Source organism: Nocardiopsis sp. SBT366 (genome assembly GCF_001083815.1).
In the GTDB taxonomy this organism is placed as follows: domain Bacteria; phylum Actinomycetota; class Actinomycetes; order Streptosporangiales; family Streptosporangiaceae; genus Nocardiopsis; species Nocardiopsis prasina.
This window is the reverse complement of the sequence record NZ_LAVM01000045.1, coordinates 1-19,460: the sequence shown is the minus strand read 5'-3', so window position 1 is coordinate 19,460 and position 19,460 is coordinate 1. Positions and strand designations below refer to the sequence as shown.

17 protein-coding genes are annotated in these 19,460 nt (G+C 70.3%); 10 read left to right on the top strand and 7 right to left on the bottom strand.

Annotated features, from left to right (window positions below; genetic code table 11):
- Positions 1-100: 100 nt before the first annotated feature.
- From ADX84_RS15250 to hrcA, 3 genes are read right to left on the bottom strand one after another with little or no spacing between them, the layout of a single operon-like run.
- Positions 101-844, bottom strand: a complete 744-nt coding sequence (locus ADX84_RS15250) for a 16S rRNA (uracil(1498)-N(3))-methyltransferase (protein ID WP_049574294.1) — start codon at positions 842-844, stop codon at positions 101-103.
- Entirely contained in the window at positions 841-1,983 is a 1,143-nt protein-coding gene (gene dnaJ, locus ADX84_RS15245; protein WP_017546304.1) for a molecular chaperone DnaJ, read from the bottom strand. Before dnaJ ends, ADX84_RS15250 begins: the two co-directional genes overlap by 4 nt.
- Positions 1,984-1,987: 4 nt before the next feature.
- Positions 1,988-3,001, bottom strand: coding sequence for a heat-inducible transcriptional repressor HrcA (gene hrcA, locus ADX84_RS15240; protein ID WP_049574291.1), 1,014 nt, complete (start codon positions 2,999-3,001; stop codon positions 1,988-1,990).
- A 178-nt stretch (positions 3,002-3,179) separates the two neighbouring features.
- Here hrcA and ADX84_RS15235 point away from each other — a divergent pair, with 178 nt between their 5' ends.
- Positions 3,180-4,019, top strand: coding sequence for a DUF3097 domain-containing protein (locus tag ADX84_RS15235; RefSeq protein ID WP_017546306.1), 840 nt, complete (start codon positions 3,180-3,182; stop codon positions 4,017-4,019).
- Between the two features lie 142 nt (positions 4,020-4,161).
- Here ADX84_RS15235 and ADX84_RS15230 read toward each other — a convergent pair whose 3' ends face one another.
- A complete protein-coding gene (locus tag ADX84_RS15230) occupies positions 4,162-5,379 on the bottom strand; it encodes a hypothetical protein (protein ID WP_049574287.1) in 1,218 nt (405 codons plus the stop codon).
- Between ADX84_RS15230 and ADX84_RS15225 the strand changes: the two genes are divergently transcribed.
- Positions 5,368-5,697: a DUF4870 domain-containing protein gene (locus ADX84_RS15225; RefSeq protein WP_049574283.1), complete on the top strand. Its 330-nt coding sequence runs from the start codon at positions 5,368-5,370 to the stop codon at positions 5,695-5,697. The two genes, ADX84_RS15230 and ADX84_RS15225, sit on opposite strands and share 12 nt — an antisense overlap.
- 31 nt (positions 5,698-5,728) lie before the next feature.
- Positions 5,729-6,337, top strand: a complete 609-nt coding sequence (locus tag ADX84_RS15220) for a DUF4870 domain-containing protein (protein WP_049574280.1) — start codon at positions 5,729-5,731, stop codon at positions 6,335-6,337.
- Between the two features lie 63 nt (positions 6,338-6,400).
- On the opposite strand, the gene hemW is transcribed toward ADX84_RS15220, so the two are convergent.
- Both hemW and ADX84_RS15210 read right to left on the bottom strand, forming a co-directional pair.
- Positions 6,401-7,633, bottom strand: coding sequence for a radical SAM family heme chaperone HemW (hemW, locus tag ADX84_RS15215; protein ID WP_049574276.1), 1,233 nt, complete (start codon positions 7,631-7,633; stop codon positions 6,401-6,403).
- Positions 7,634-7,710: 77 nt separating this feature from the next.
- Entirely contained in the window at positions 7,711-8,802 is a 1,092-nt protein-coding gene (locus ADX84_RS15210; RefSeq protein ID WP_049574273.1) for a LacI family DNA-binding transcriptional regulator, read from the bottom strand.
- A 95-nt stretch (positions 8,803-8,897) separates the two neighbouring features.
- On the opposite strand from ADX84_RS15210, the gene ADX84_RS15205 reads away from it, so the two are divergent.
- The 5 genes from ADX84_RS15205 (at position 8,898) to ADX84_RS15190 (ending at position 15,178) form a co-directional block, all read left to right on the top strand.
- The gene (locus ADX84_RS15205) at positions 8,898-10,499 is read left to right on the top strand and encodes a glycoside hydrolase family 13 protein (protein WP_049574270.1); all 1,602 of its coding nucleotides are present in this window, start codon (positions 8,898-8,900) and stop codon (positions 10,497-10,499) included.
- A gap of 559 nt (positions 10,500-11,058) precedes the next feature.
- Positions 11,059-11,211, top strand: coding sequence for a hypothetical protein (locus tag ADX84_RS26045; RefSeq protein ID WP_156208097.1), 153 nt, complete (start codon positions 11,059-11,061; stop codon positions 11,209-11,211).
- A 198-nt stretch (positions 11,212-11,409) separates the two neighbouring features.
- Positions 11,410-12,657 (top strand): extracellular solute-binding protein, encoded by a 1,248-nt coding sequence (locus tag ADX84_RS15200; RefSeq protein WP_049574267.1) that lies wholly within the window; start codon positions 11,410-11,412, stop codon positions 12,655-12,657.
- A gap of 2 nt (positions 12,658-12,659) precedes the next feature.
- Positions 12,660-14,276 (top strand): ABC transporter permease subunit, encoded by a 1,617-nt coding sequence (locus tag ADX84_RS15195; protein ID WP_049574263.1) that lies wholly within the window; start codon positions 12,660-12,662, stop codon positions 14,274-14,276.
- Positions 14,273-15,178 carry a sugar ABC transporter permease gene (locus ADX84_RS15190; RefSeq protein ID WP_049574259.1) on the top strand — a complete coding sequence of 302 codons (906 nt, stop codon included), beginning with the start codon at positions 14,273-14,275 and terminating at the stop codon, positions 15,176-15,178. The genes ADX84_RS15195 and ADX84_RS15190 overlap by 4 nt, the downstream gene beginning before the upstream one ends.
- A gap of 137 nt (positions 15,179-15,315) precedes the next feature.
- On the opposite strand, the gene lepA is transcribed toward ADX84_RS15190, so the two are convergent.
- Positions 15,316-17,157 carry a translation elongation factor 4 gene (lepA, locus tag ADX84_RS15185; protein ID WP_049574255.1) on the bottom strand — a complete coding sequence of 614 codons (1,842 nt, stop codon included), beginning with the start codon at positions 17,155-17,157 and terminating at the stop codon, positions 15,316-15,318.
- A gap of 271 nt (positions 17,158-17,428) precedes the next feature.
- Here lepA and ADX84_RS15180 point away from each other — a divergent pair, with 271 nt between their 5' ends.
- Together ADX84_RS15180 and rpsT are read left to right on the top strand one after the other, a co-directional pair.
- Complete coding sequence (locus tag ADX84_RS15180; protein WP_049574251.1) at positions 17,429-18,418, top strand: hypothetical protein; 990 nt, start codon at positions 17,429-17,431, stop codon at positions 18,416-18,418.
- A gap of 255 nt (positions 18,419-18,673) precedes the next feature.
- On the top strand, positions 18,674-18,943 hold the full coding sequence (gene rpsT / locus ADX84_RS15175; RefSeq protein ID WP_049574246.1) for a 30S ribosomal protein S20: 270 nt from the start codon (positions 18,674-18,676) through the stop codon (positions 18,941-18,943).
- Positions 18,944-19,460 lie beyond the last annotated feature (517 nt).

Here is a 19,460-nt window from a genome sequence, read left to right as displayed (position 1 = left end):
GCCCTTCGTCGTGTCTTCCGTGAGTGTCCCGGCTACCCGGTCACGGTCACGGTCACCGGGGACGGACCCGGACCGTGTCCGTGTCCGTGTCCGTGTCCGTTCACCAGCGTCCCGTGCGGGCCTGGAGCACGGACAGTCCGGCCACCCCGGCTGTGGAGGTGCGCAGGACCGAGGGGCCCAGCAGGGCCCGGGCCGCACCGGCCGCGTCGAAGGCGGCCAGCTCGGCCTCGGAGATCCCGCCCTCGGGCCCGACCACCAGGACGATCCCCGAACCGTGGGGTTCCTCCGGCAGTGGGAGCTCCGAGAGCCGCCCCGCCCCCTCCTCGTGCAGGACCACGGCGAGGTCCGCCTCGGCGAGCAGGGCGGACACCCCCTTGCGGTCCAGTGGTTCGGTGACCTCGGGCGTCCGGGCACGGCGGGCCTGCTTGGCCGCCTCCCTGGCGCTCGCCCGCCACTTGGCCAGGGCCTTGGCACCCCGGTCGCCCTTCCACTGCGTGACACAGCGCTCGGCGGACCAGGGCACGACGGCGTCGACCCCGGCCTCGGTCATCATCTCCACCGCGAGCTCACCCCGGTCCCGTTTGGGCAGGGCCTGCACCACGGTGATCCGGGGTCGGGGCTCGGGTTCGCTCCGGCGTTCCACCACACGGCAGACGAGCGTGTCCTTGCCGACGACCTCGTCGACCTCGCAGCGCACGCGAAGGCCGAGACCGTCGGAGAGGTCGACGGTCTCGCCCTCACCGATGCGTCGGACCGCCACCGCGTGGCGTCCCTCCGGACCGTCCAGACGGATCCGGTCGCCCGCCAGCACGGCGGTCCCGACCAGGAAGACCGGCGGGGTCACTTGGCTCCGAAGGCGTCGCGGATCTTGGAGAAGAACCCACCGTGCCCGGGGCTGAAGCGGCCCGGGTTCTGGTCCTCCCCACGCAGCTCCGCGAACTTGCGCAGCAGGGCCTCCTGCTCCTCGTCCAGCTTGCCCGGGGTCTCCACGTCCACACGGATGCGCAGGTCGCCCCGGCCGCCGCCGTCGAGGTGGGTGACGCCCTTGCCGGGCAGGGTGATGACGTGGCCCGAGTTGGTCCCCGGACGCAGGTCGATGTTCTCGGTGCCGTCGAGGGTGTCGAAGGCGCACGAGGCACCCAGCGCCGCCGCCGTCATGGGGACGGTGATGGTGCAGTGCAGGTCGTCGCCGCGACGCTCGAAGGTCGGGTGCGGCTTCTGGACGATCTCCAGGATGATGTCGCCGCGCGGTCCGCCGTTGGGGCCGACCTCGCCCTCGCCGGCGAGCTGGATGCGGGTGCCGTCGTCGACACCGGCGGGGATCTTCACGGTCCGGGTGACCTTCTCCCGGACCCGGCCCTCGCCCGCGCAGTCGCCGCAGGGGTTGGTGATGACCGAGCCCTGGCCCGAGCACTGCGGGCAGGGGCGCGAGGTCATGACCTGGCCGAGGAAGGAGCGCGTGACCTGGGAGACCTCGCCCTGGCCGTGGCACATGTCGCAGGTGGTCCGGTGCGAACCGGCCGCCGTGCCCTCGCCCTGGCAGGTCTCACAGAGGATCGCGGTCGGGAAGGTGATCTCCCGGCTGACCCCGAAAGCGGTCTCGACGAGGTCGAGTTCGATGCGGATCTTGATGCTGCGTCCGCGCCGGACCCGTTCCCGGGGGCCGCGGCCGCCGGGCTGTCCTCCGCCGAAGAAGGCGTTCATGATGTCGTCGAAGGCGAACCCGCCAGCGTTGCCGAAACCTCCGGCACCGCCACCGCCGCCGGGGGCGAAGGGGTCCTGGCCCATGTCGAACATCCGACGCTTGTTCTCGTCGGAGAGGACCTCGTAGGCCTGGGTCACTTCCTTGAAGCGCTCCTGGGTCGCGGGGTCCGGGTTGATGTCCGGGTGAAGCTCGCGCGCGAGCCGCCGGTACGCCTTCTTAATCTCGTCCTTGGACGCGTCGCGACGCACCCCGAGAACCTGGTAATAGTCTCTGGCCACTGAGTTACTGTCCTGCCAAAATCTGTCCGACATACCGGGCCACCGCACGGACGGCGCCCATCGTCCCTGGGTAGTCCATACGGGTCGGGCCCACCACTCCGATCTTGGCCAGCGACTGGTTTCCCACGCCGTAGTCAGCCGACACGATGGAAGTGGATCGAAGGCCCTCGTGGAAGTTCTCCGCGCCGATGCGCACCGTGAGCATGGAGGGGTCCTTGGCCTCACCGAGCAGTCGGATGAGGACCATGTTCTCTTCCAGTGCTTCGAGCACCTCGCGCAGGCTGGCCGCGAAGTCGACCGCGGCCAGGTTGGCGGTTCCCGCCAGAACGATCTTCTCCTCGTGTCTTTCCACGAGGCTCTCCAGCAGGATGGAGAGGACCGCGACCGCGACGGGGCGGTCCTCCGGTGCGACCTGGGCGGGCAGGTCCTCCACCGCGTCCGGCACGTCACCGAGGTGTCGGCCCGCGATGGCGCGGTTGAGCATGTTGCGCAGGTCGTCAACCACGGTCTCGCTGACCGATCCCAACCCGTCGATGACGCGCTGTTCGACTCGGCCGGTGTTGGTGATGACGACCATCATGATGCGCTGGCCGCCGAGCGGCACCAGTTCCACGTGCTGGACCGACGAGCGGGTCAGCGACGGGTACTGGACGATCGCGACCTGCCGGGTGAGCTGCGCGAGCAGCCGCACCGTGCGGGCGACGATCTCGTCGAGGTCCACGGCACCGCCGAGGAAGGACTCGATGGCTCGCCGTTCGGCCGCCGAGAGCGGCTTGACGGAGGAGAGCCGGTCCACGAAGAGCCGGTACCCCTTGTCGGTGGGCACCCGTCCCGCACTGGTGTGGGGTTGGGTGATGTAGCCATCCTCCTCGAGGGCGACCATGTCGTTGCGAATGGTCGCCGGGGAGACACCAAGGGGGTGACGGTCCGCCAACGCCCGGGAACCCACGGGTTCGTTGGTGTTGACGAAGTCCTCGACGACCGCACGCAGGACCGCGAGCTTGCGCTCATCCAGCAACTCGCCACCTCCTGGCACTCCAAGGTCCTCAGTGCTAATTCTATGCCCGGCCGCAAACCCGCACGGCTACCCGCACGCAGTAACACGGGGACGGGGGTCGCTTCTTCCTTGTCGGATCCGCGACGTGCGCCACCCGCCAGCGGGCGTCCGGGGTCCTTCACCAGTAGACTGCACCACCGTGGTTACCAAGGGAACCGGCCGTTACGGCCGCGACGTTCTGGCGGGAGACTGGCGGCGACCGAAGAAGGGTGCGGTCCGCGAGATACCCCTCAGTCGTGACCTGGTCGTGGAGGACGCCGACGAGACCTTCTGCGGGGCCGTGGTGTCCTGGGACAAGGCCGCGGTGACCCTGGAGGACCGGGACGGGCGCCGCAGGGTGTTCGAGCTGGGTCAGGCCGCCTTCCTCGTGGACGGTGAACCCGTGACACTGGTGCGTCCGACGGAGGCCCCCAAGGGTCCGCTGCGCAGCGCCTCGGGGTCGATCGCGGTGACCGACGCGCGGGCGCGCACAGCCCGCGAGAGCCGGATCTACGTCGAGGGCGCCCACGACGCCGAACTGGTCGAGAAGGTCTGGGGCCACGACCTCCGTGTGGAGGGGGTGGCCGTCGAGTTCCTGGAGGGGGTCGACGACCTTCCCGCAGTGGTGGCGGAGTTCGAGCCGGGGCCGGGGCGCCGTCTGGGAGTCCTGGTCGACCACCTGGTTCCGGGTTCCAAGGAGAGCCGGATCGCCGAGCGTGCCCGGGGCGCGGACGTGCTCGTGGTCGGCCATCCCTACGTGGACGTGTGGCAGGCGGTGCGTCCGAGCGCGGTGGGGATCGGGGCCTGGCCCGAGATCCCTCGGGGTCTGCCCTGGAAGGAGGGCGTCGTGGACGCTCTTGGCTGGCGGATGGAGACGGGTGAGGCCTGGCGCCGCATCCTGGGCTCGGTCCGTGGCTACGGGGACCTCGAACCCTCCCTGCTGGGGCGGGTGGAGGAGCTCATCGACTTCGTCACGGGACCGCACACCGCGGAACACTAGGATTGTCACGATCACGTGGTCTGATGGATCCCCCGGGAAACCGCTCCCCCGTTTCCGTCGGGCGACACGGCCTCCGGCCCTCCGCGGTCGTCGGTACGGCCCGAATCCTTCGGGCAGACAGCAAGCGCCCCCAACAGCGGAGTCAAGGAAGAGCATGAGCGAGACCCCGTCCAGTCATCCGTCGCCGGACGACCCGCAGGGACAGCGGCGACCGCCGCAGGATCCCGCGCAGCAGAGCGGCGCGCAGCCCGGTTGGGGCCAGCCCGACGCGCAGGCCCACGGCCAGCAGCAGAGCGGGGCTCAGCCCGCCTGGGGGCAGCCCGCCGGAGCTCAGCCGCAGGCACCCGAGCAGTCCGGTCAGCCCCAGCAGGCGCAGGCCTACGGCCAGCCCCAACAGGCCCAGGCGCAGCCGAGCGGCGCACAGCCCGGGTGGGGTCACGACACGGGCGGTCAGCCCCAGGCGCCCCAACAGCCCAGCGGCGCACAGCCCGGCTGGGGGGTACCCGGCGGCGACCCGCAGCAACCCCAGCCCGGCTGGGGCCAGCCCGGGGCACAGGCCCCGCAGCCCCAGGCCTACGGCCAGCCCCAACAGGCACAGCCCGGCTGGGGACCCAACACCGGCGGTCAGCCCCAGGCGCCCCAACAGCCCAGCGGCGCACAGCCCGGCTGGGGAGTACCCGGCGGCGACCCGCAGCAACCCCAGCCCGGCTGGGGCCAGCCCGGGGCACAGGCCCCGCAGCCCCAGGCCTACGGCCAGCCCCAACAGGCACAGCCCGGCTGGGGACCCAACACCGGTGGCCAGCCCCAGGCGCCCCAACAGCTCGGCTGGGGACAGCCGCAGGAACAGGCGCAGGCGTACGGCCCACCGCAGACCGGTGCTCAACCCGGTTGGGGCCAGCCCGGGGCGCAGACTCCGCAGCCCCAGGCCTACGGCCAGCCCCAACAGGTCCAGCCCGGTTGGGAGCAGTCGACGGGCGGCGAGCCGCAGCAGCCCCACTGGGGCCAGCCCGAGGGACAGGCGTACGGCCAACCGCAGCAGAGCGGCGCACAGCCGACCTGGGTCCAGCCCGCCGGTGGCCAGCCGCAGCCGCAGCAGCCGCACTGGGGCCAGCCGGAGGCGCAGGCCCAGCAGAGCGGCGCACAGCCCGCCTGGGGTCAGCCAGCCGCTGACCAGGCTCAGGCTGGCTACGCCCCCCAGGGGTACGCTCAGCCGCAGTTCCAGCAGGCCCAGCCCGCACAGGCGCATCCCCAGGCCGGTTACGGGGAGCAGTTCCAGCAGCCCCAGCAGGTCTACGGTCAGCCGCCGGTCCAACAGCCCGCCGGTGGCGGCAACGACGTACTCGTCGCCATGCTCGCGCACCTGTCCGGTTTCGTGATCGCCTTCCTGGGCTGGATCCCGCCGCTGGCCGTCTACTTCGCCAAGCGCAACCAGTCACCGTTCATCCGGCACCACGCGTCGGAAGCGGCGAACTTCCAGATCACTATGCTGATCCCGTACGTCTTCGCTGGCGTCGCGTTCTTCGGCTTGGGTATCTTCTTCCCCGGCCTGTCCTGGATCGGCTACCTGCTCATCGCCCTCGTGTGGATCATCTCCATCGTCTTCGGCGTTCTGGGAGCCTCCGGAGCCAACAAGGGAGCCTGGACCCGCTACCCCGTGAGCATCCGACTCCTGAAGTAGCCACCTCTCTCCCACACACCAAGGAACCACCATGTCGTACCCGAACACCCCGAACCCCAACGACCCCTACGGTCAGGGCGAGTCCGGGGGCTACCCGCCACCGCCCGGTTACCCGCAGCAGGGCGGCGTGCCCGGTGGTCCGCCCGCCCCCTACGGCGGCCCCCAGTCCGGCGGCTACCCGTCGCCCCAGGGCGGCTACCAGCAGCCCGGCGCCTACCCTCAGGGCGGCTACCAGCAACCCGGTGGTTACCCGCCTCCCCGCGGCGGTCAGTACGGCGGCTACCAGCAGCCCGGCGCCCAGGGCTACGGTGCCTACATGCCGACCCCGGAGGAGCGCAGCTCAGCGAAGCTCGCCCACATCGGCGGCGGCTTCCTCGGCTGGCTGCTGCCGCTCATCGTGTACATCACGAAGAAGGACGAGTCACCGTACGTCCGTGACCAGGCCGCCCGGGCGCTCAGCTTCCAGCTGGTGATGCTGATCGGCTACGTCATCTCCGGCATCCTGGCCTGGCTGCTCATCGGCGTCCTGACCTGGATCGGCCTGGTGATCTTCTCGATCGTCTCCGGTTTCCGCGCGGCGTCGGCGGTGGACCGGGGCGAGTGGGCCCGCTACCCGATGGACGTCGACTGGGTGAAGTGACCCGGGGATCGACGCGAGAAGGAGGGGCCCGGCGCGAAGCCGGGCCCCTCCTTCTCGTGTGACTCAGGTGAGGTCGCGAACCACCGCGTCGGCGAGCAGTCTGCCGCGCCGGGTCAGCGCGGCGCGCCCCCCGGAGTGGGCCACGGGGTCCAGGAGCCCCTCCTTGACCAGGCGTTCGGCGGCGGCCAGGCCCGGGGCGTCCAGGAGTTCCAGCGGGCAGCCGCCGTCCACACGCAGTTCCAACAGGACCCGCTCGAACCTGCGCTCGGCCTCGGTGAGCACCTCTCGGGCCTGGGCCGGGCTGTCCCCGGCGGCCAGGCGGGCCGCGTAGGCGGCGGGGTGCTTGACGTTCCACCAGCGGGTCCCGCCCACGTGGCTGTGCGCGCCCGGGCCGATCCCCCACCAGTGACCGCCGGTCCAGTAGAGCATGTTGTGGGCGCTGCGCCCCCCGGTGCTGCGGGCCCAGTTGGACACCTCGTAGGGGGTGTACCCGGCCCTGGCCAGGGCCTCGTCCGCCATGAGGTAGCGGTCGGCCATGGCGTCGTCATCCGGTTCGGTGAGTTCGCCCCGGCGGACGCGGGCGGCCAACCGGGTTCCGTCCTCCACGATCAGGGAGTAGGCGGAGACGTGGTCGGGCCCGGCACCGATGGCGGCGTCCAGGGAGGCCGCCCAGTCCTCGTGGCTCTCCCCCGGTGTGCCGTAGATGAGGTCCAGGTTGACGTGCTCGAACCCGGCCTGGCGGGCCCACGTCACGCACTGTTCGGGGCGGCCCGGGGTGTGACCGCGCTCCAGGACGCGCAGGACGTGGGGGCGGGCGCTCTGCATGCCGAAGGACACCCGGGTGAACCCGGCCTTCCGGAGACGTACGAGGTAGTCGGGGTCGACCGTCTCCGGGTTGGCCTCGGTGGTGATCTCCGCGTCGGGGGTGAGTCCGAAGCGGTCGCGGATCTCACCGAGGACGAGCCCGAGGTCCTCGGGTGAGAGCAGTGTGGGTGTGCCGCCGCCCACGAACACGGTGCTGACCGGCGGGCGTTGGCCGGTCAGCACCCGGTCGGCCAGGGCGACCTCGCCCGCCGCCTGCCCGGCGTAGGTCTCCCGGGAGGCCGTGGCGGTTCCGTCCCGTGAGACGAGTTCGTCGGCGGTGTAGGTGTTGAAGTCGCAGTAGCCGCAGCGGGTGACACAGAAGGGCACGTGGACGTAGAACCCGAGCGGGCGCTCGCCGAGTTCGGCGAGGGAGGTCTCGGGGAGTTCCCCGGTCCGGGGCACGGGTTCGCCGTCGAGGGCTACGGATGGCATGTCTCCAGTGTCGCCGACCCGACGACGTGCCCTGACACTCACCGCGGCCCGGCTGCCCCGTCCGGGCAGGCCCGGGATCAGACTCCTTGGGTGGCGTCCTGGGGGTCCCGGCGCAGTGGGGAGGGGACGTCCAGGTGGCTCTGCGCGGACGGGCCGGGCACGGTCGCTGCGGGGGCGGCCGCCGTGGAACCGCGCACGACCAGCTCGGGGTCGAAGACGTACTCGGCGTGCGAGACGGGGTGCCCGGCGATCTCGTCGCACAGGGCCCGCACGGCGGCCATGGCCATCGCGTTGACGGGCTGGCGGACAGTGGTCAGCGGCGGGTCCGTGAAGGCGATGAGCTGGGAGTCGTCGTAACCGACCACGGAGAAGTCCTGGGGTACGCGCAGGCCGTGCTGGCGGGCGGCGCGGATCGCGCCCAGGGCCATGATGTCGGAGCCGCAGACCATGGCGGTGACCCCGCGTTCGATGAGGCGGCCCGCTGCGGCGTGCCCGCCCTCGACACCGAAAAGGGAGAGCTGGACGAGGTCGTCGCCGTCCAGGCCGTGCTCGGCGAGGGCCTGGTGGTAGCCCTCCAGCTTGCGGCGGACCGGGACGTAGCGCTCGGGTCCGCTGGTGAAGCCGATGCGGGTGTGGCCGAGGGCGACGAGGTGGTTGACGGCCAGGCGTCCGGCCTCACGGTCGTCGGCGGAGATGAAGGCCGCCGGGACGGACTCCGTGTATCCGTTGACCAGCACGATCGGCAGCCTCCGGGAGACCAGGGCCTGGTAGCGCTCGTGCGAGGCGGTGGTGTCGGCGTGCTTTCCGGAGACGAAGAGGATGCCGGAGACGTTGCGCTCCAGGAGGAGTTCCACGTACTCGTCCTCTGATATCCCGCCGGGGGTCTGGGTGCACAGCACAGGCGTGTACCCGCGCTGCGCCAGGGCGCCTTCGGCCGCCTGGGCGAACATCGGGAAGACCGGGTTCTCCAACTCGGGGATGACCATGCCGACCAGACCGGCGGAGCGCTGGCGCAGCCGGGCGGGGCGTTCGTATCCGAGCACGTCGAGCGCGGTGAGGACGGCCTTGCGTGTGGCGCTTCCGACGCCGGGCTTGTCGTTCAGCACCCGCGAGACGGTGGCCTCGCTGACGCCTGCGTGCCGTGCGATGTCGGCAAGTCGTGGACCCATGCGGCAACTCTAGTCGAGATTCCTGACACAGGGACGAAAGTTGGCGGTAATCTTGCGCAAGAACTTGCAGCCATGATCCGGAAGGACCCCCACAGATGAAGGACCAGTCTCACTGGTGGCGCGAGGCGGCCATCTACCAGATCTACGTGCGCAGCTTCGCCGACTCCAACGGGGACGGTGAGGGGGACCTCACCGGAATCCGCGAGCGCCTCCCCCAGCTGGCCGAGCTCGGCGTGGACGCGATCTGGCTGACCCCCTTCTACGTCTCGCCGCTGGCCGACGGCGGCTACGACGTCGCCGACTACCGCGACGTCGACCCCCGGTTCGGCACCCTGGAGGACTTCGACGCCCTCCTGTCCACCGCCCACGAACTGGGCATCCGCATGATCATCGACGTGGTCCCCAACCACTCCTCCTCCGCGCACCGCTGGTTCCGCGAGGCCGTGGCCGCCGAACCGGGCAGCGCCGCGCGTTCGCGGTACGTCTTCCGTGACGGCCGGGGGACGGACGGCGAGGAGCCGCCCAACAACTGGAAGTCGATCTTCGGCGGTCCGGCCTGGACCCGCCTCAAGACCGCCGACGGCACCCCCGAGCAGTGGTACCTGCACCTGTTCGACCCCGAGCAGCCGGACTTCGACTGGAGCAACCAGGAGGTGCACGACGAGTTCGACGACGTCCTGCGCTTCTGGCTGGACCGCGGGGTGGACGGGTTCCGGATCGACGTGGCGCACGGCATGGTCAAGGACCCGGCGCTGCCCGACATCGACCCCGACGCCAAGGCGGACCTGCTCGACGGCAGTACCTCGCTGCCCTACTTCGACCAGGACGGCGTCCACGACATCTACCGCCGCTGGTCGCGTATCGCCGCCGGGTACCCGGGCGACCGGACTCTGGTGGCCGAGGCCTGGGTGGAGGACGCCGAGCGGGTGGCGCGCTACCTGCGCCCGGACGAGCTGCACCAGGCGTTCAACTTCGAGTACCTCACCGCGCCGTGGGACGCCGGGCGCCTGCGCGAGGTGATCGAAGGTTCCCTGGCCGCCAACGGCGCCGTCGGGGCGACGACCACGTGGGTGCTGTCCAACCACGACGTCACCCGGCACGTGACCCGTTTCGGTGGTGGCGACCAGGGGCTGCGGCGTGCGCGCGCGGCCACCCTGCTGATGCTGGGCCTGCCCGGCTCGGTCTACCTGTACCAGGGCGAGGAGCTGGGCCTGCCGGAGGTCACCGACCTCCCGGAGGAGTCGCTCCAGGACCCCACCTGGGAGCGTTCGGGCCGCACCGAGCGGGGCCGCGACGGCTGCCGCGTGCCGTTGCCGTGGGAGGGCGACGTCGCCCCGTACGGGTTCGGCCCCGACGGCAGCTCGCCGTGGCTGCCGGTCCCCGAGGTGTGGGCGGAGCTGGCCCGCGCCTGTCAGCGCGGTGTGGAGGGTTCGACCCTGGAGCTGTACACCGCCGCCCTCGGTCTGCGCCGTGAGCTGGAGGCCCTGGGCGACGGCTCGATGAGCTGGCTGGACTCCCCCGAGGGCGTCCTGTACTTCGAGCGTGAGCCCGGTGTGCGGGTGGCGGTCAACCTGAGCGGTGACGCCGTCGAACTGCCTGCCTCCGGTGAGGTCCTGGTGGCCAGCGGCCCCGGCGCCGAACTGGCCGACGGCACGCTGTCCCTGCCCGCCGAGACCTCGGCGTGGCTGCGCGCCTGACCGGGGCGTGAGCCCCCGGGTGCCGGACGGTGTGAGCGCCGCCCGGCACCCGCCTCCACGCGTTCCCCCTTCACGTCCCCTTCCGCGGGGCGCACCTCCGCCCGCTCGTCCGGGGCCTGCCGTAGGCGGGGTCGGTCCAGGCTGTCCGCCGACGACACCACCCTGTTCTCCGCGGGCGCCCTGGACGCCCTGACCCACGAGGGCCGCGCGTACGGGTGCCCTGCCCGACTGAGAAGCTGTCGCCGTCCCGCAACACCGACCTGGTCCCGGAGCCCCCCGACTCGTCGGAGGCAATGGTGGAGACCGGTACGGACCTGGGTGGACTCGGGTGCGGTGGACCGGCTACTGAGCGTCCAGGTGGGCGATGAGGGCGACGCCCACCACGTCCACCCGTTCCCTCTGCCGACGGCTACCTGTTCGGGGAGGACGCCTCGGGCGGTCCCGACCCCACGGACCCGGGTGTGGCCGCGCCCCGCGCCGGACACGGCCCTGGAGATGGTGGCCAGCCAGGACCCGAACCCTGCTGGCCTTGCAGCGCGCGGGCGAGGGTCGCCTTCCGGTGTCCGCTGCCCCCGGGATGGAGGCGGCGTGGAACCCTTTCTCGCAGGCCAGCGCGGACATCATCGGCGAAGGGGGCCCGGCCGAGGCGCTGGCCGAGGCCGAACGGCTGATCCCGGAGGGCGCCGCGGAGCGCGACACCGACCCGGAGTGAGCGCCGAGCCACTCCCCGCACCGGTCACCCCATTCGTTTCCGGGGTGTTTCCACATCTTTATCCCCGGCGTCTGCAAAGACTTTCAAAGCCTGCAAGTTATTGCTAACGTCACATCACCACGCATGCCCGCAACGGACCCGGTCCCCCCGGTGACCCGCATGCGCCCACCTCCGCAGTCCTCCCGGAAGGAAGACACCATGAGATCCCGCAGCGCTTCAGCGGCCGCCGGTATCGCCGCGATCGCCCTGGTGGCGACCGCATGCAGCAGCGACGGTTCGGACGGTGGCGATGAGGGAGCCGCCGAGGGCACCCTCGTCATCTGGTCCGACCCCGAACGCGCCGACGCCATCCAGAGCGCGGCCGCCGAGTTCGCCGAGGCCAACGGTATCGAGGTGGACGTCCAGGGTCTGGCCTTCGACGACATCCAGGGCGACCTCCTCAACGCCCACCAGGCGGGCAACGCCCCCGACGTCTTCATCGGGGCGCACGACTGGACCGGCAACCTGGTCCGCAACGGCGCGGTCTCCCCGGTCGAGCTCACCGGCGACCAGTCCGGGGGCGTGGACGAGACCGCCGTCGAGGCGCTCTCCTACGACGGGCAGCTCTTCGGTGTCCCGTACTCCCAGGAGAACATCTTCCTGATGCGCAACACGGCGCTGGTCCCCGACGCCCCGGAGACCTTCGAGGAGCTCGTCGAGGTCGGCGGTGAACTCAAGGACGCGGGTGACACCAGCGAGGTCCTGGCCATGGCGATCGGCCAGGAGGGCGAGCCCTTCCGGATGAACGCGCTGTTCACCTCGGCTGGCGGCTACCTCTTCGGGCAGGACGAGACCGGCACCTGGGACCCCGCCGACCTCGGCGTGGGTTCGGACGAGTCCGTCGCCGCCATGGAGAGGATCGCCGAGTACGGCGAGGACGGAGAGGGCGTGCTGCGCCGCTCCATCGACACGGAGAACGACGCCAACCTCTTCTACGAGGAGGAGGCCCCCTTCTTCATCGCCGGGCCGTGGAACATCGGTGACGCCAACGACGCGGGCATCGACTTCGGGATCAGCCCCATCCCCGGCTTCGAGGGCGAGGCCCCGGCCAGCCCCTACATCGGCTACCACGCCTTCTTCGTCACCGAGGGCAGCGCCAACAGCGCCCTGGCCCAGGAGTTCGTGACCAACTACGTCACCTCCACCGACTTCATCCTCAGCCTCTACGACGCCGACCCGCGCACCCCCGTGCAGAACGAGGCGCTGGAGGCCGTCGCCGCCGACGACGCCAACATCGCCGCGATCGCCGAGGCCGGTGCCGAGGGCATGCCGATGCCGTCGATCCCCGAGATGGGCGAGACCTGGGACCCGCTGGGCCAGGCCCAGGCCCAGGCCATCGCGGGCGGGGACGTCCGCGAGGCCATGGAGGCCGCCCACGACACCATCGCCGAGCAGATCGGCCAGTAGAGGTGGCAGCTTCCAGCCGCGACGGCGCGGGCCCGCCCTCCTCCGGGACGCCCGCCCGTCCACCGCTACCCGGGGGCCGGTTCGCCGCCAACGGGTCGATCGTCGGCCAGCTCGTCAGGATCGCCCTGCTCAGCGTGTTCACCGCCTTCGGCGTGTGGGCGGTCCTGCCGTTGTACGTGGCGGGCAACTGGTGGGGTATCGGCCTGGTCGCCCTGGTGGTCGGCCTGGTCTACTACGTCTACCTGTCCAAACGCACCGTCCCGGCGAAGTACCTGGTCCCGGGCGTGGTGTTCCTTCTGGCGTTCCAGATCCTGCCGGTGCTCTACACGATGAGCACCTCGGTGACCAACCTCAGCGACGGCCACCGGGGCGACAAGGACCGGGCCGTCGCGGCCATCGAGGCGTTCTCGGTCACCCGCGATCCCGACTCCCCCGAGTACGTGCTCACCGTCGCCACCACGGGAGACCCCGAGACCGGTGAGCTGGCCTTCCTGCTCACCGACGCCGAGGGCCGCGCCCACGTGGGCACCGCGGACGGTCTGAGCGACCTCGGCGGTGCCGACGTCGACGCGGCCGGGAAGGTCACCAGCGCGTTCGGGTACACGATCCTGACGCCCGCCGAGGTGAACGCGCGCAGCGACGAACTCCAGGAGTTCGCGGTCCCCACCGACGACGGATCGGGCATCCGCTCCAGCGGACTGTCCAGCGCGTTCGAGGGCAGCGCCGTCCGGGTCTACGACCAGGGCTGCGACTGCGTCACCGACTCCGAGAGCGGTGAGGTCTACACGGCCGACAACGAACGCGGCGCCTTCTACAACGAGGACGGACAGCGGCTGGCCCAGGGCTGGCAGGTCAACGTCGGTCTCGACAACTTCGCGCGCTTCCTGCTCAACCCGACCTTCGCCGGCTCGTTCTTCGGCATCCTGCTGTGGAACCTGGTGTTCGCGGTGTCCGTCACCGGGCTAGTGTTCGTGGTGGGTCTGGGGATCGCCCTGACCCTGCACGTGCCGAGGATGCGCGGCAAGGTGCTCTACCGCGTCCTGGTGATCCTGCCCTACGCCATGAGTTCGCTGGCCATGTTCCTGCTGTGGCGGGACATGTTCAACACCGACTTCGGCCTCTTCAACCGGATGCTCGGGCTCCAGATCGACTGGCTGGGCGACGTGTGGACCGCCCGGGCAGCCGTCATCCTCGCCAACGTGTGGCTGGGGTACCCCTACATGTTCCTGGTGGCCACCGGGGCGTTGCAGGCGATCCCCCGCGAGCTGGGGCAGGCGGCGCAGATCGACGGAGCGGGCCCGTGGCAGGCCTTCCGGCACGTCACCCTGCCCCTGCTGATGGTCGCCATGACCCCGATCCTCATCGCCACGTTCGCGTTCAACTTCAACAACTTCAACGCGGTGTGGCTGATCACCAGGGGCGGGCCGTTCTCGCCGGACAACCCGACGGCGGGCGGCACGGACCTGCTCATCACCTACACCTACCGGCTGGCCTTCAACGAGGCCACGGCGCAGTACGGGTACGCGGCGGCGCTTTCGGTGATGATCTTCCTCATCGTCTCCGTGATCTCCGTGGTCAGTCTGAGTCGGAGCAAGGCCCTCAAGGAGGTGGACCGATGACGGTCGGCGTTCCCGATGCGGTACGCGCGCCCCACACGCGCAGCGGAGCCACCCGGTTCGCGCTGTGGGCCCGACGTCTGGGGTGGCGGCACGCGGTCATGGTGGTGGTCGTGGCCTTCGCGATCTTCCCGGTGCTGTTCGTGGTCTCGGCCGCCCTCAACCCCGTCGGCACCCTGAGCAGCGCGCAGCTGTGGCCCACCGGAGCGAGCTTGGACAACGCCCGGGACCTGTTCCGGAACACGCCGTTCACCACCTGGTACGCGAACTCGCTGTTCTTCGCGACCACCAACGCGGCGGTGACGGTGCTGCTCTCGGCGCTGGCGGCCTACGCCTTCAGCCGGATGCGGTTCAAGGGGCGCAGGGTGGGCCTGATCGGCCTGCTCATCATCCAGATGTTCCCGCAGTTCCTGGCGATCGTCGCCATCTACCTGATGTTCTCCAACATCGGTGAGCTCTACCCGGCGATCGGCTTCGACACCCGGTGGGGTCTGCTGCTGGTGTACCTGGGCGGTGCGCTGAGCATCAACACGTGGCTCATGAAGGGCTTCTTCGACACGGTGCCGAAGGAGCTGGACGAGTCGGCGCAGATCGACGGCGCCACCCACGCGCAGGTGTTCTTCCGGATCATGCTTCCGCTGGTGACCCCGGTGCTGGCGATCGTGGCGCTGCTGGTGTTCATCTCCACCATCAACGAGTTCCTGATGGCCAGCGTGTTCCTGAGGGACACCGACGCCAAGACGCTGGGCCTGGGGCTGTACCAACTGGTCGCCTCGCAGCGCAACGCCAACTTCGGGATGTTCGCGGTGGGCGCGCTGATGCTGTCCCTGCCCACGCTGATCGTGTTCTGGTTCCTCCAGCGCTACATCAGCGACGGCCTCACCGCCGGGGCGGTGAAGGGGTAGGGCTGCTCCCGGTCCGCCGGGCCCGGGGCACACGCCGTGCGCTCGCACGACGCACGAGCAGAGGGGCGCTCCCTGGCGGGGGCGCCCCTCTCTCATCGGTACGGCCCCGGGCGGTGCACCACCCGGGGGGCCGTTCCCTACTTCTTCTTCTTGTCCTCGGCACCGCTGGTGTCGGTGGACAGCGCGGAGATGAAGGCCTCCTGGGGCACCTCGACCCGGCCGACCATCTTCATCCGCTTCTTGCCCTCCTTCTGCTTCTCCAGCAGCTTGCGCTTACGGCTGATGTCGCCGCCGTAGCACTTGGAGAGCACGTCCTTGCGGATGGCGCGGATGTTCTCACGGGCGATGACCCGGGCGCCGATGGCGGCCTGGACCGGGACCTCGAACTGCTGCCGCGGGATGAGCTCGCGCAGCTTCTTGGTCATCTCCACACCGTAGGCGTAGGCCTTCTCCTTGTGGACGATCGCGGAGAACGCGTCGACCGGCTCGCCCTGGAGGAGGATGTCCACCTTGACGAGGTCGGCCTTCTGCTCGCCGATGGGCTCGTAGTCCAGGGAGGCGTACCCCTTGGTCCGGGACTTGAGGGCGTCGAAGAAGTCGAAGACGATCTCCGCCATGGGCAGCGTGTACCGCATCTCGACGCGGTCCTCGGACAGGTAGTCCATGCCCTGGAGCTCGCCGCGACGGTCCTGGCACAGCTCCATGATCTGACCGATGTAGTCGGAGGGGCTCAGGACCGTGGCCTTGACCATCGGCTCGTAGATGCCCTCGATCTTGCCGGTGGGGAACTCGCTGGGGTTGGTCACCACGTGCTCGGCGCCGTCCTCCATGTCCACGCGGTAGATCACGTTGGGCGCGGTGGAGATGAGGTCGAGGTTGAACTCGCGCTCCAGGCGGGCACGCGTGATCTCCAGGTGGAGCAGGCCGAGGAAGCCGCAGCGGAAGCCGAAGCCGAGGGCGGCGGAGGTCTCCGGTTCGAAGGCCAGGGCGGCGTCGTTCAGCTGGAGCTTCTCCAGAGCGTCGCGCAGCACCGGGTAGTCGGTGCCCTCGATCGGGTACAGGCCCGAGAACACCATCGGCTTGGGTTCGTGGTAGCCGCCGAGCATGTCGGTGGCGGGCTTGACCAGGGAGGTGATGGTGTCACCCACCTTGGACTGGCGCACGTCCTTCACGCCGGTGATGATGTAGCCGACCTCGCCCACGCCCAGACCCTGGCACTTGGTCGGCTCGGGCGAGCTGACGCCGATCTCCAGGATCTCGTGGGAGGCCTTGGTGGACATCATCTGGATGCGCTCACGCGGGCTGAGGTGACCGTCCACGACCCGAACGTAGGTGACCACGCCGCGGTAGGTGTCGTAGACCGAGTCGAAGATCATCGCGCGGGCCGGGGCGTCGGCCTGGCCGACGGGCGGCGGGATCTGGTTGACGATCTCGTTGAGCAGGTCCTCGACGCCCTCGCCGGTCTTCGCGCTCACCCTGAGGACGTCGGAGGCCTCGCAGCCGATGATCCCGGCGAGCTCCTCGGCGTACTTCTCGGGCTGCGCGGCGGGCAGGTCGATCTTGTTCAGGACCGGGATGATGGTGAGGTCGTTCTCCAGCGCCATGTAGAGGTTGGCGAGGGTCTGGGCCTCGATGCCCTGCGCGGCGTCGACCAGCAGGACCGCGCCCTCACACGCGGCCAGGGAGCGCGACACCTCGTAGGTGAAGTCGACGTGGCCGGGGGTGTCGATGAGGTCGAGCGTGTAGGTCCGGTCGTCCACCGCCGTGAACGGGATGCGCACGGCCTGCGACTTGATCGTGATGCCGCGCTCGCGCTCGATGTCCATGCGGTCCAGGTACTGGGCACGCATCTGACGGTCCTCGACGACGCCCGTGATCTGGAGCATCCGGTCGGCCAGCGTCGACTTGCCATGGTCGATGTGCGCGATGATGCAGAAGTTGCGGATCAGCGCGGGATCGGTCCAGTTCGGCTGTGCCACCGTGCTCCGTTCACAGGGTTGGGTGTGGGTCGTCACGCGCCTGGGGTGGCGCCGCCCCGCCGGGCTCTCGGTGATGGGAGGACCATCCGGCCACGGCATCGTCCATCATCCCACGGCGCCGAGACCGTCCTCACCGGAAGCGGCCGGTGAGGATACGGCAGTATGGGCGCGAGCGCGGGACCTGAGTCCAGATTATGCGACCTGGGACCGGAAACGGGCGATGCGGGTGCCCAGCGGGCGAGGGTGCCGGACGAGAGCGGGTGGCGTACGGGTGAAGTGGCTACTGAAACGGTTGCTGGCCGGTGTGGCGGCGGTCCTGGTCGTGCTGGTGGGCGCCGGTGCGCTGCTGGCGTACCAGTACTCGGGGTCGCCCGAGGAGTGGACCGCCTCCCAGGGGGCGGACGCGGCGTGGGTGGGCTCGTGGGAGGACACCGGGACTCTGGAGGCGCTGCTGGACACGGGCTCGGTGAGCACGCTGTACGTGTACGCCGGTGAGGTGGACGCGGACGGCGGTGTGGAGCGGGTGGCGGACACCGAGGCGTTGCTGTCGTGGTTGGACGCGAACTTCCCCGACATCGAGGCGCTGGCGTGGCTGCGCCACGTGGAGTCGGGTTCCTCGCTCATCCGGGACCGGTTCGACGCCCCGGCGCGGGAGGCTCTGGCTCCGGCCGTCGCCGAGGTGGGCGCGGACGGGTTCGACGGGGTGCACCTGGAGATCCGCCCGGTGACGGTGAACGACCCGTCACTCCCCACGCTCATGGAACTGGTGAGGGAGGAGCTGGACGAGGACACGGTGCTGTCGGTCCAGGCCCATCACGTGGAGCTGGTGCCGGGTGGCCGAGTCCCGTCCTTCGTCGCGGGCGGCGAGGAGAAGTACTGGTCCAAGGGGTACCTGGACCGGGTGACCGAGTACGCGGACCAGGTCGTGCTGCCGGGCGTGGACGCGAACATGCCCACGGCGGGGTTGTACGGCGGGTTCATGGTGCGGCAGGTGACCGAGGGGGTGACCGCGCTGGCCACCCGCGAGGACGTCACCGTGAGGTTCGGGGTGCCGACCTACGAGAGCGAACAGTGGGGGCCGGCCACGGACAACGAGACCGCGCTGACCGCGCTCGCCGCCGTCCGGCTGGGGATGTCGAGGGTCGAGGAGGTCCCGGAGACGATGACCCTGGGTGTGTCCCTGTACCTGGTGGACGAGGCCGAGGAGGGCGATCTGACCGCCTACCGGACGGCCTGGCTGTCCCCGGTGGGAGCGCCGTGACGGTTCCGGGGGCACGCGGCGGCCGACTCCACAGGGGCGAACCCGCGTCGCGCACCCCCGGGGTCCCGAGTGGTCCGCGTGGTGCGGCATACTGAGAAGTCCGTGTCTCGGACTTCCACGTTCGAATTTGAGCCCTGTGGACTCACACACACCCTGCGTCGGCGCCCACGCAGGCCTCTCATGGAACGGCTGCCCATGAGATGAGCCGCCTGTTCGACCGACGCGAAGATCACAGTAACTGGAGCACGTTTTCGCATGGCGAACATCAAGTCGCAGAAGAAGCGCATTCGGCAGAACGAGAAGGCTCGTGTCCGCAACCAGGCGGTGCGCTCTTCCCTGAAGACGGCCGTTCGGAAGTTCCGCGAAGCTGCCGAGGCCGGGAACGTCGAGCAGGCCACCATCGCGCAGCGTGGCGCCGCTCGCGCCCTGGACAAGGCCAGCAGCAAGGGCGTCATCCACAAGAACCAGGCCGCGAACCGCAAGAGCGCGATCGCCAAGCGCCTGGACGCTCTTCAGTCCGCCTAAGGACTCAGGGCAAGAAGGCTTCGCGAGGGCTCGGTCCACCAGGACCGGGCCCTCCGTCATGCCCGGGGACTCCCGCGCTGGCCCGCCCGATCGCCCCGCTGATTGCCGGAGCAGCGGGCCGCCCCGCACCGGCCCCGCCCCGCGCGGGTCCTCGAAACCAGTGCGGGACAGAGGCGCACACTCGGTGGGGCCCACCCTCCGGGCCTGGGAACTCCCTCGCGTCGGAGTTGTCCACAGGTCGCACCGGCCCCCTGGAACGTCGGCGCCGATCCTGGTTTGCTCGATATCGGGGGCGCCTGTGTCTTCGCCCTCGCAAGCCTGCCCGAAATCGGGTACGCCGCTCCCCCTGCGAGTTATCCACAGATCGAAACTGGCCGATGACAGGCCGTCCCGGCCTCCCTAGCGTTGAATCCATGACCGCTTCGCGCCGGTCACGGCGCACACCTTCCCTGTCAGACCCCGAGGAACGGCTCCGTACCCTCGGCCTGGACTCCTCCCCCACTCTCTTATACACACT

Coding starts and splice junctions, on each gene's coding strand:
- ADX84_RS15200 (WP_049574267.1), top strand. CDS start 11,410: ATGAGATCCCGCAGCGCTTCAGCGGCCGCCGGTATCGCCGCGATCGCC.
- ADX84_RS15210 (WP_049574273.1), bottom strand. CDS start 8,802: ATGGGTCCACGACTTGCCGACATCGCACGGCACGCAGGCGTCAGCGAG.
- ADX84_RS15220 (WP_049574280.1), top strand. CDS start 5,729: ATGTCGTACCCGAACACCCCGAACCCCAACGACCCCTACGGTCAGGGC.
- hemW (WP_049574276.1), bottom strand. CDS start 7,633: ATGCCATCCGTAGCCCTCGACGGCGAACCCGTGCCCCGGACCGGGGAA.
- ADX84_RS15225 (WP_049574283.1), top strand. CDS start 5,368: ATGCTCGCGCACCTGTCCGGTTTCGTGATCGCCTTCCTGGGCTGGATC.
- ADX84_RS15205 (WP_049574270.1), top strand. CDS start 8,898: ATGAAGGACCAGTCTCACTGGTGGCGCGAGGCGGCCATCTACCAGATC.
- ADX84_RS15190 (WP_049574259.1), top strand. CDS start 14,273: ATGACGGTCGGCGTTCCCGATGCGGTACGCGCGCCCCACACGCGCAGC.
- rpsT (WP_049574246.1), top strand. CDS start 18,674: ATGGCGAACATCAAGTCGCAGAAGAAGCGCATTCGGCAGAACGAGAAG.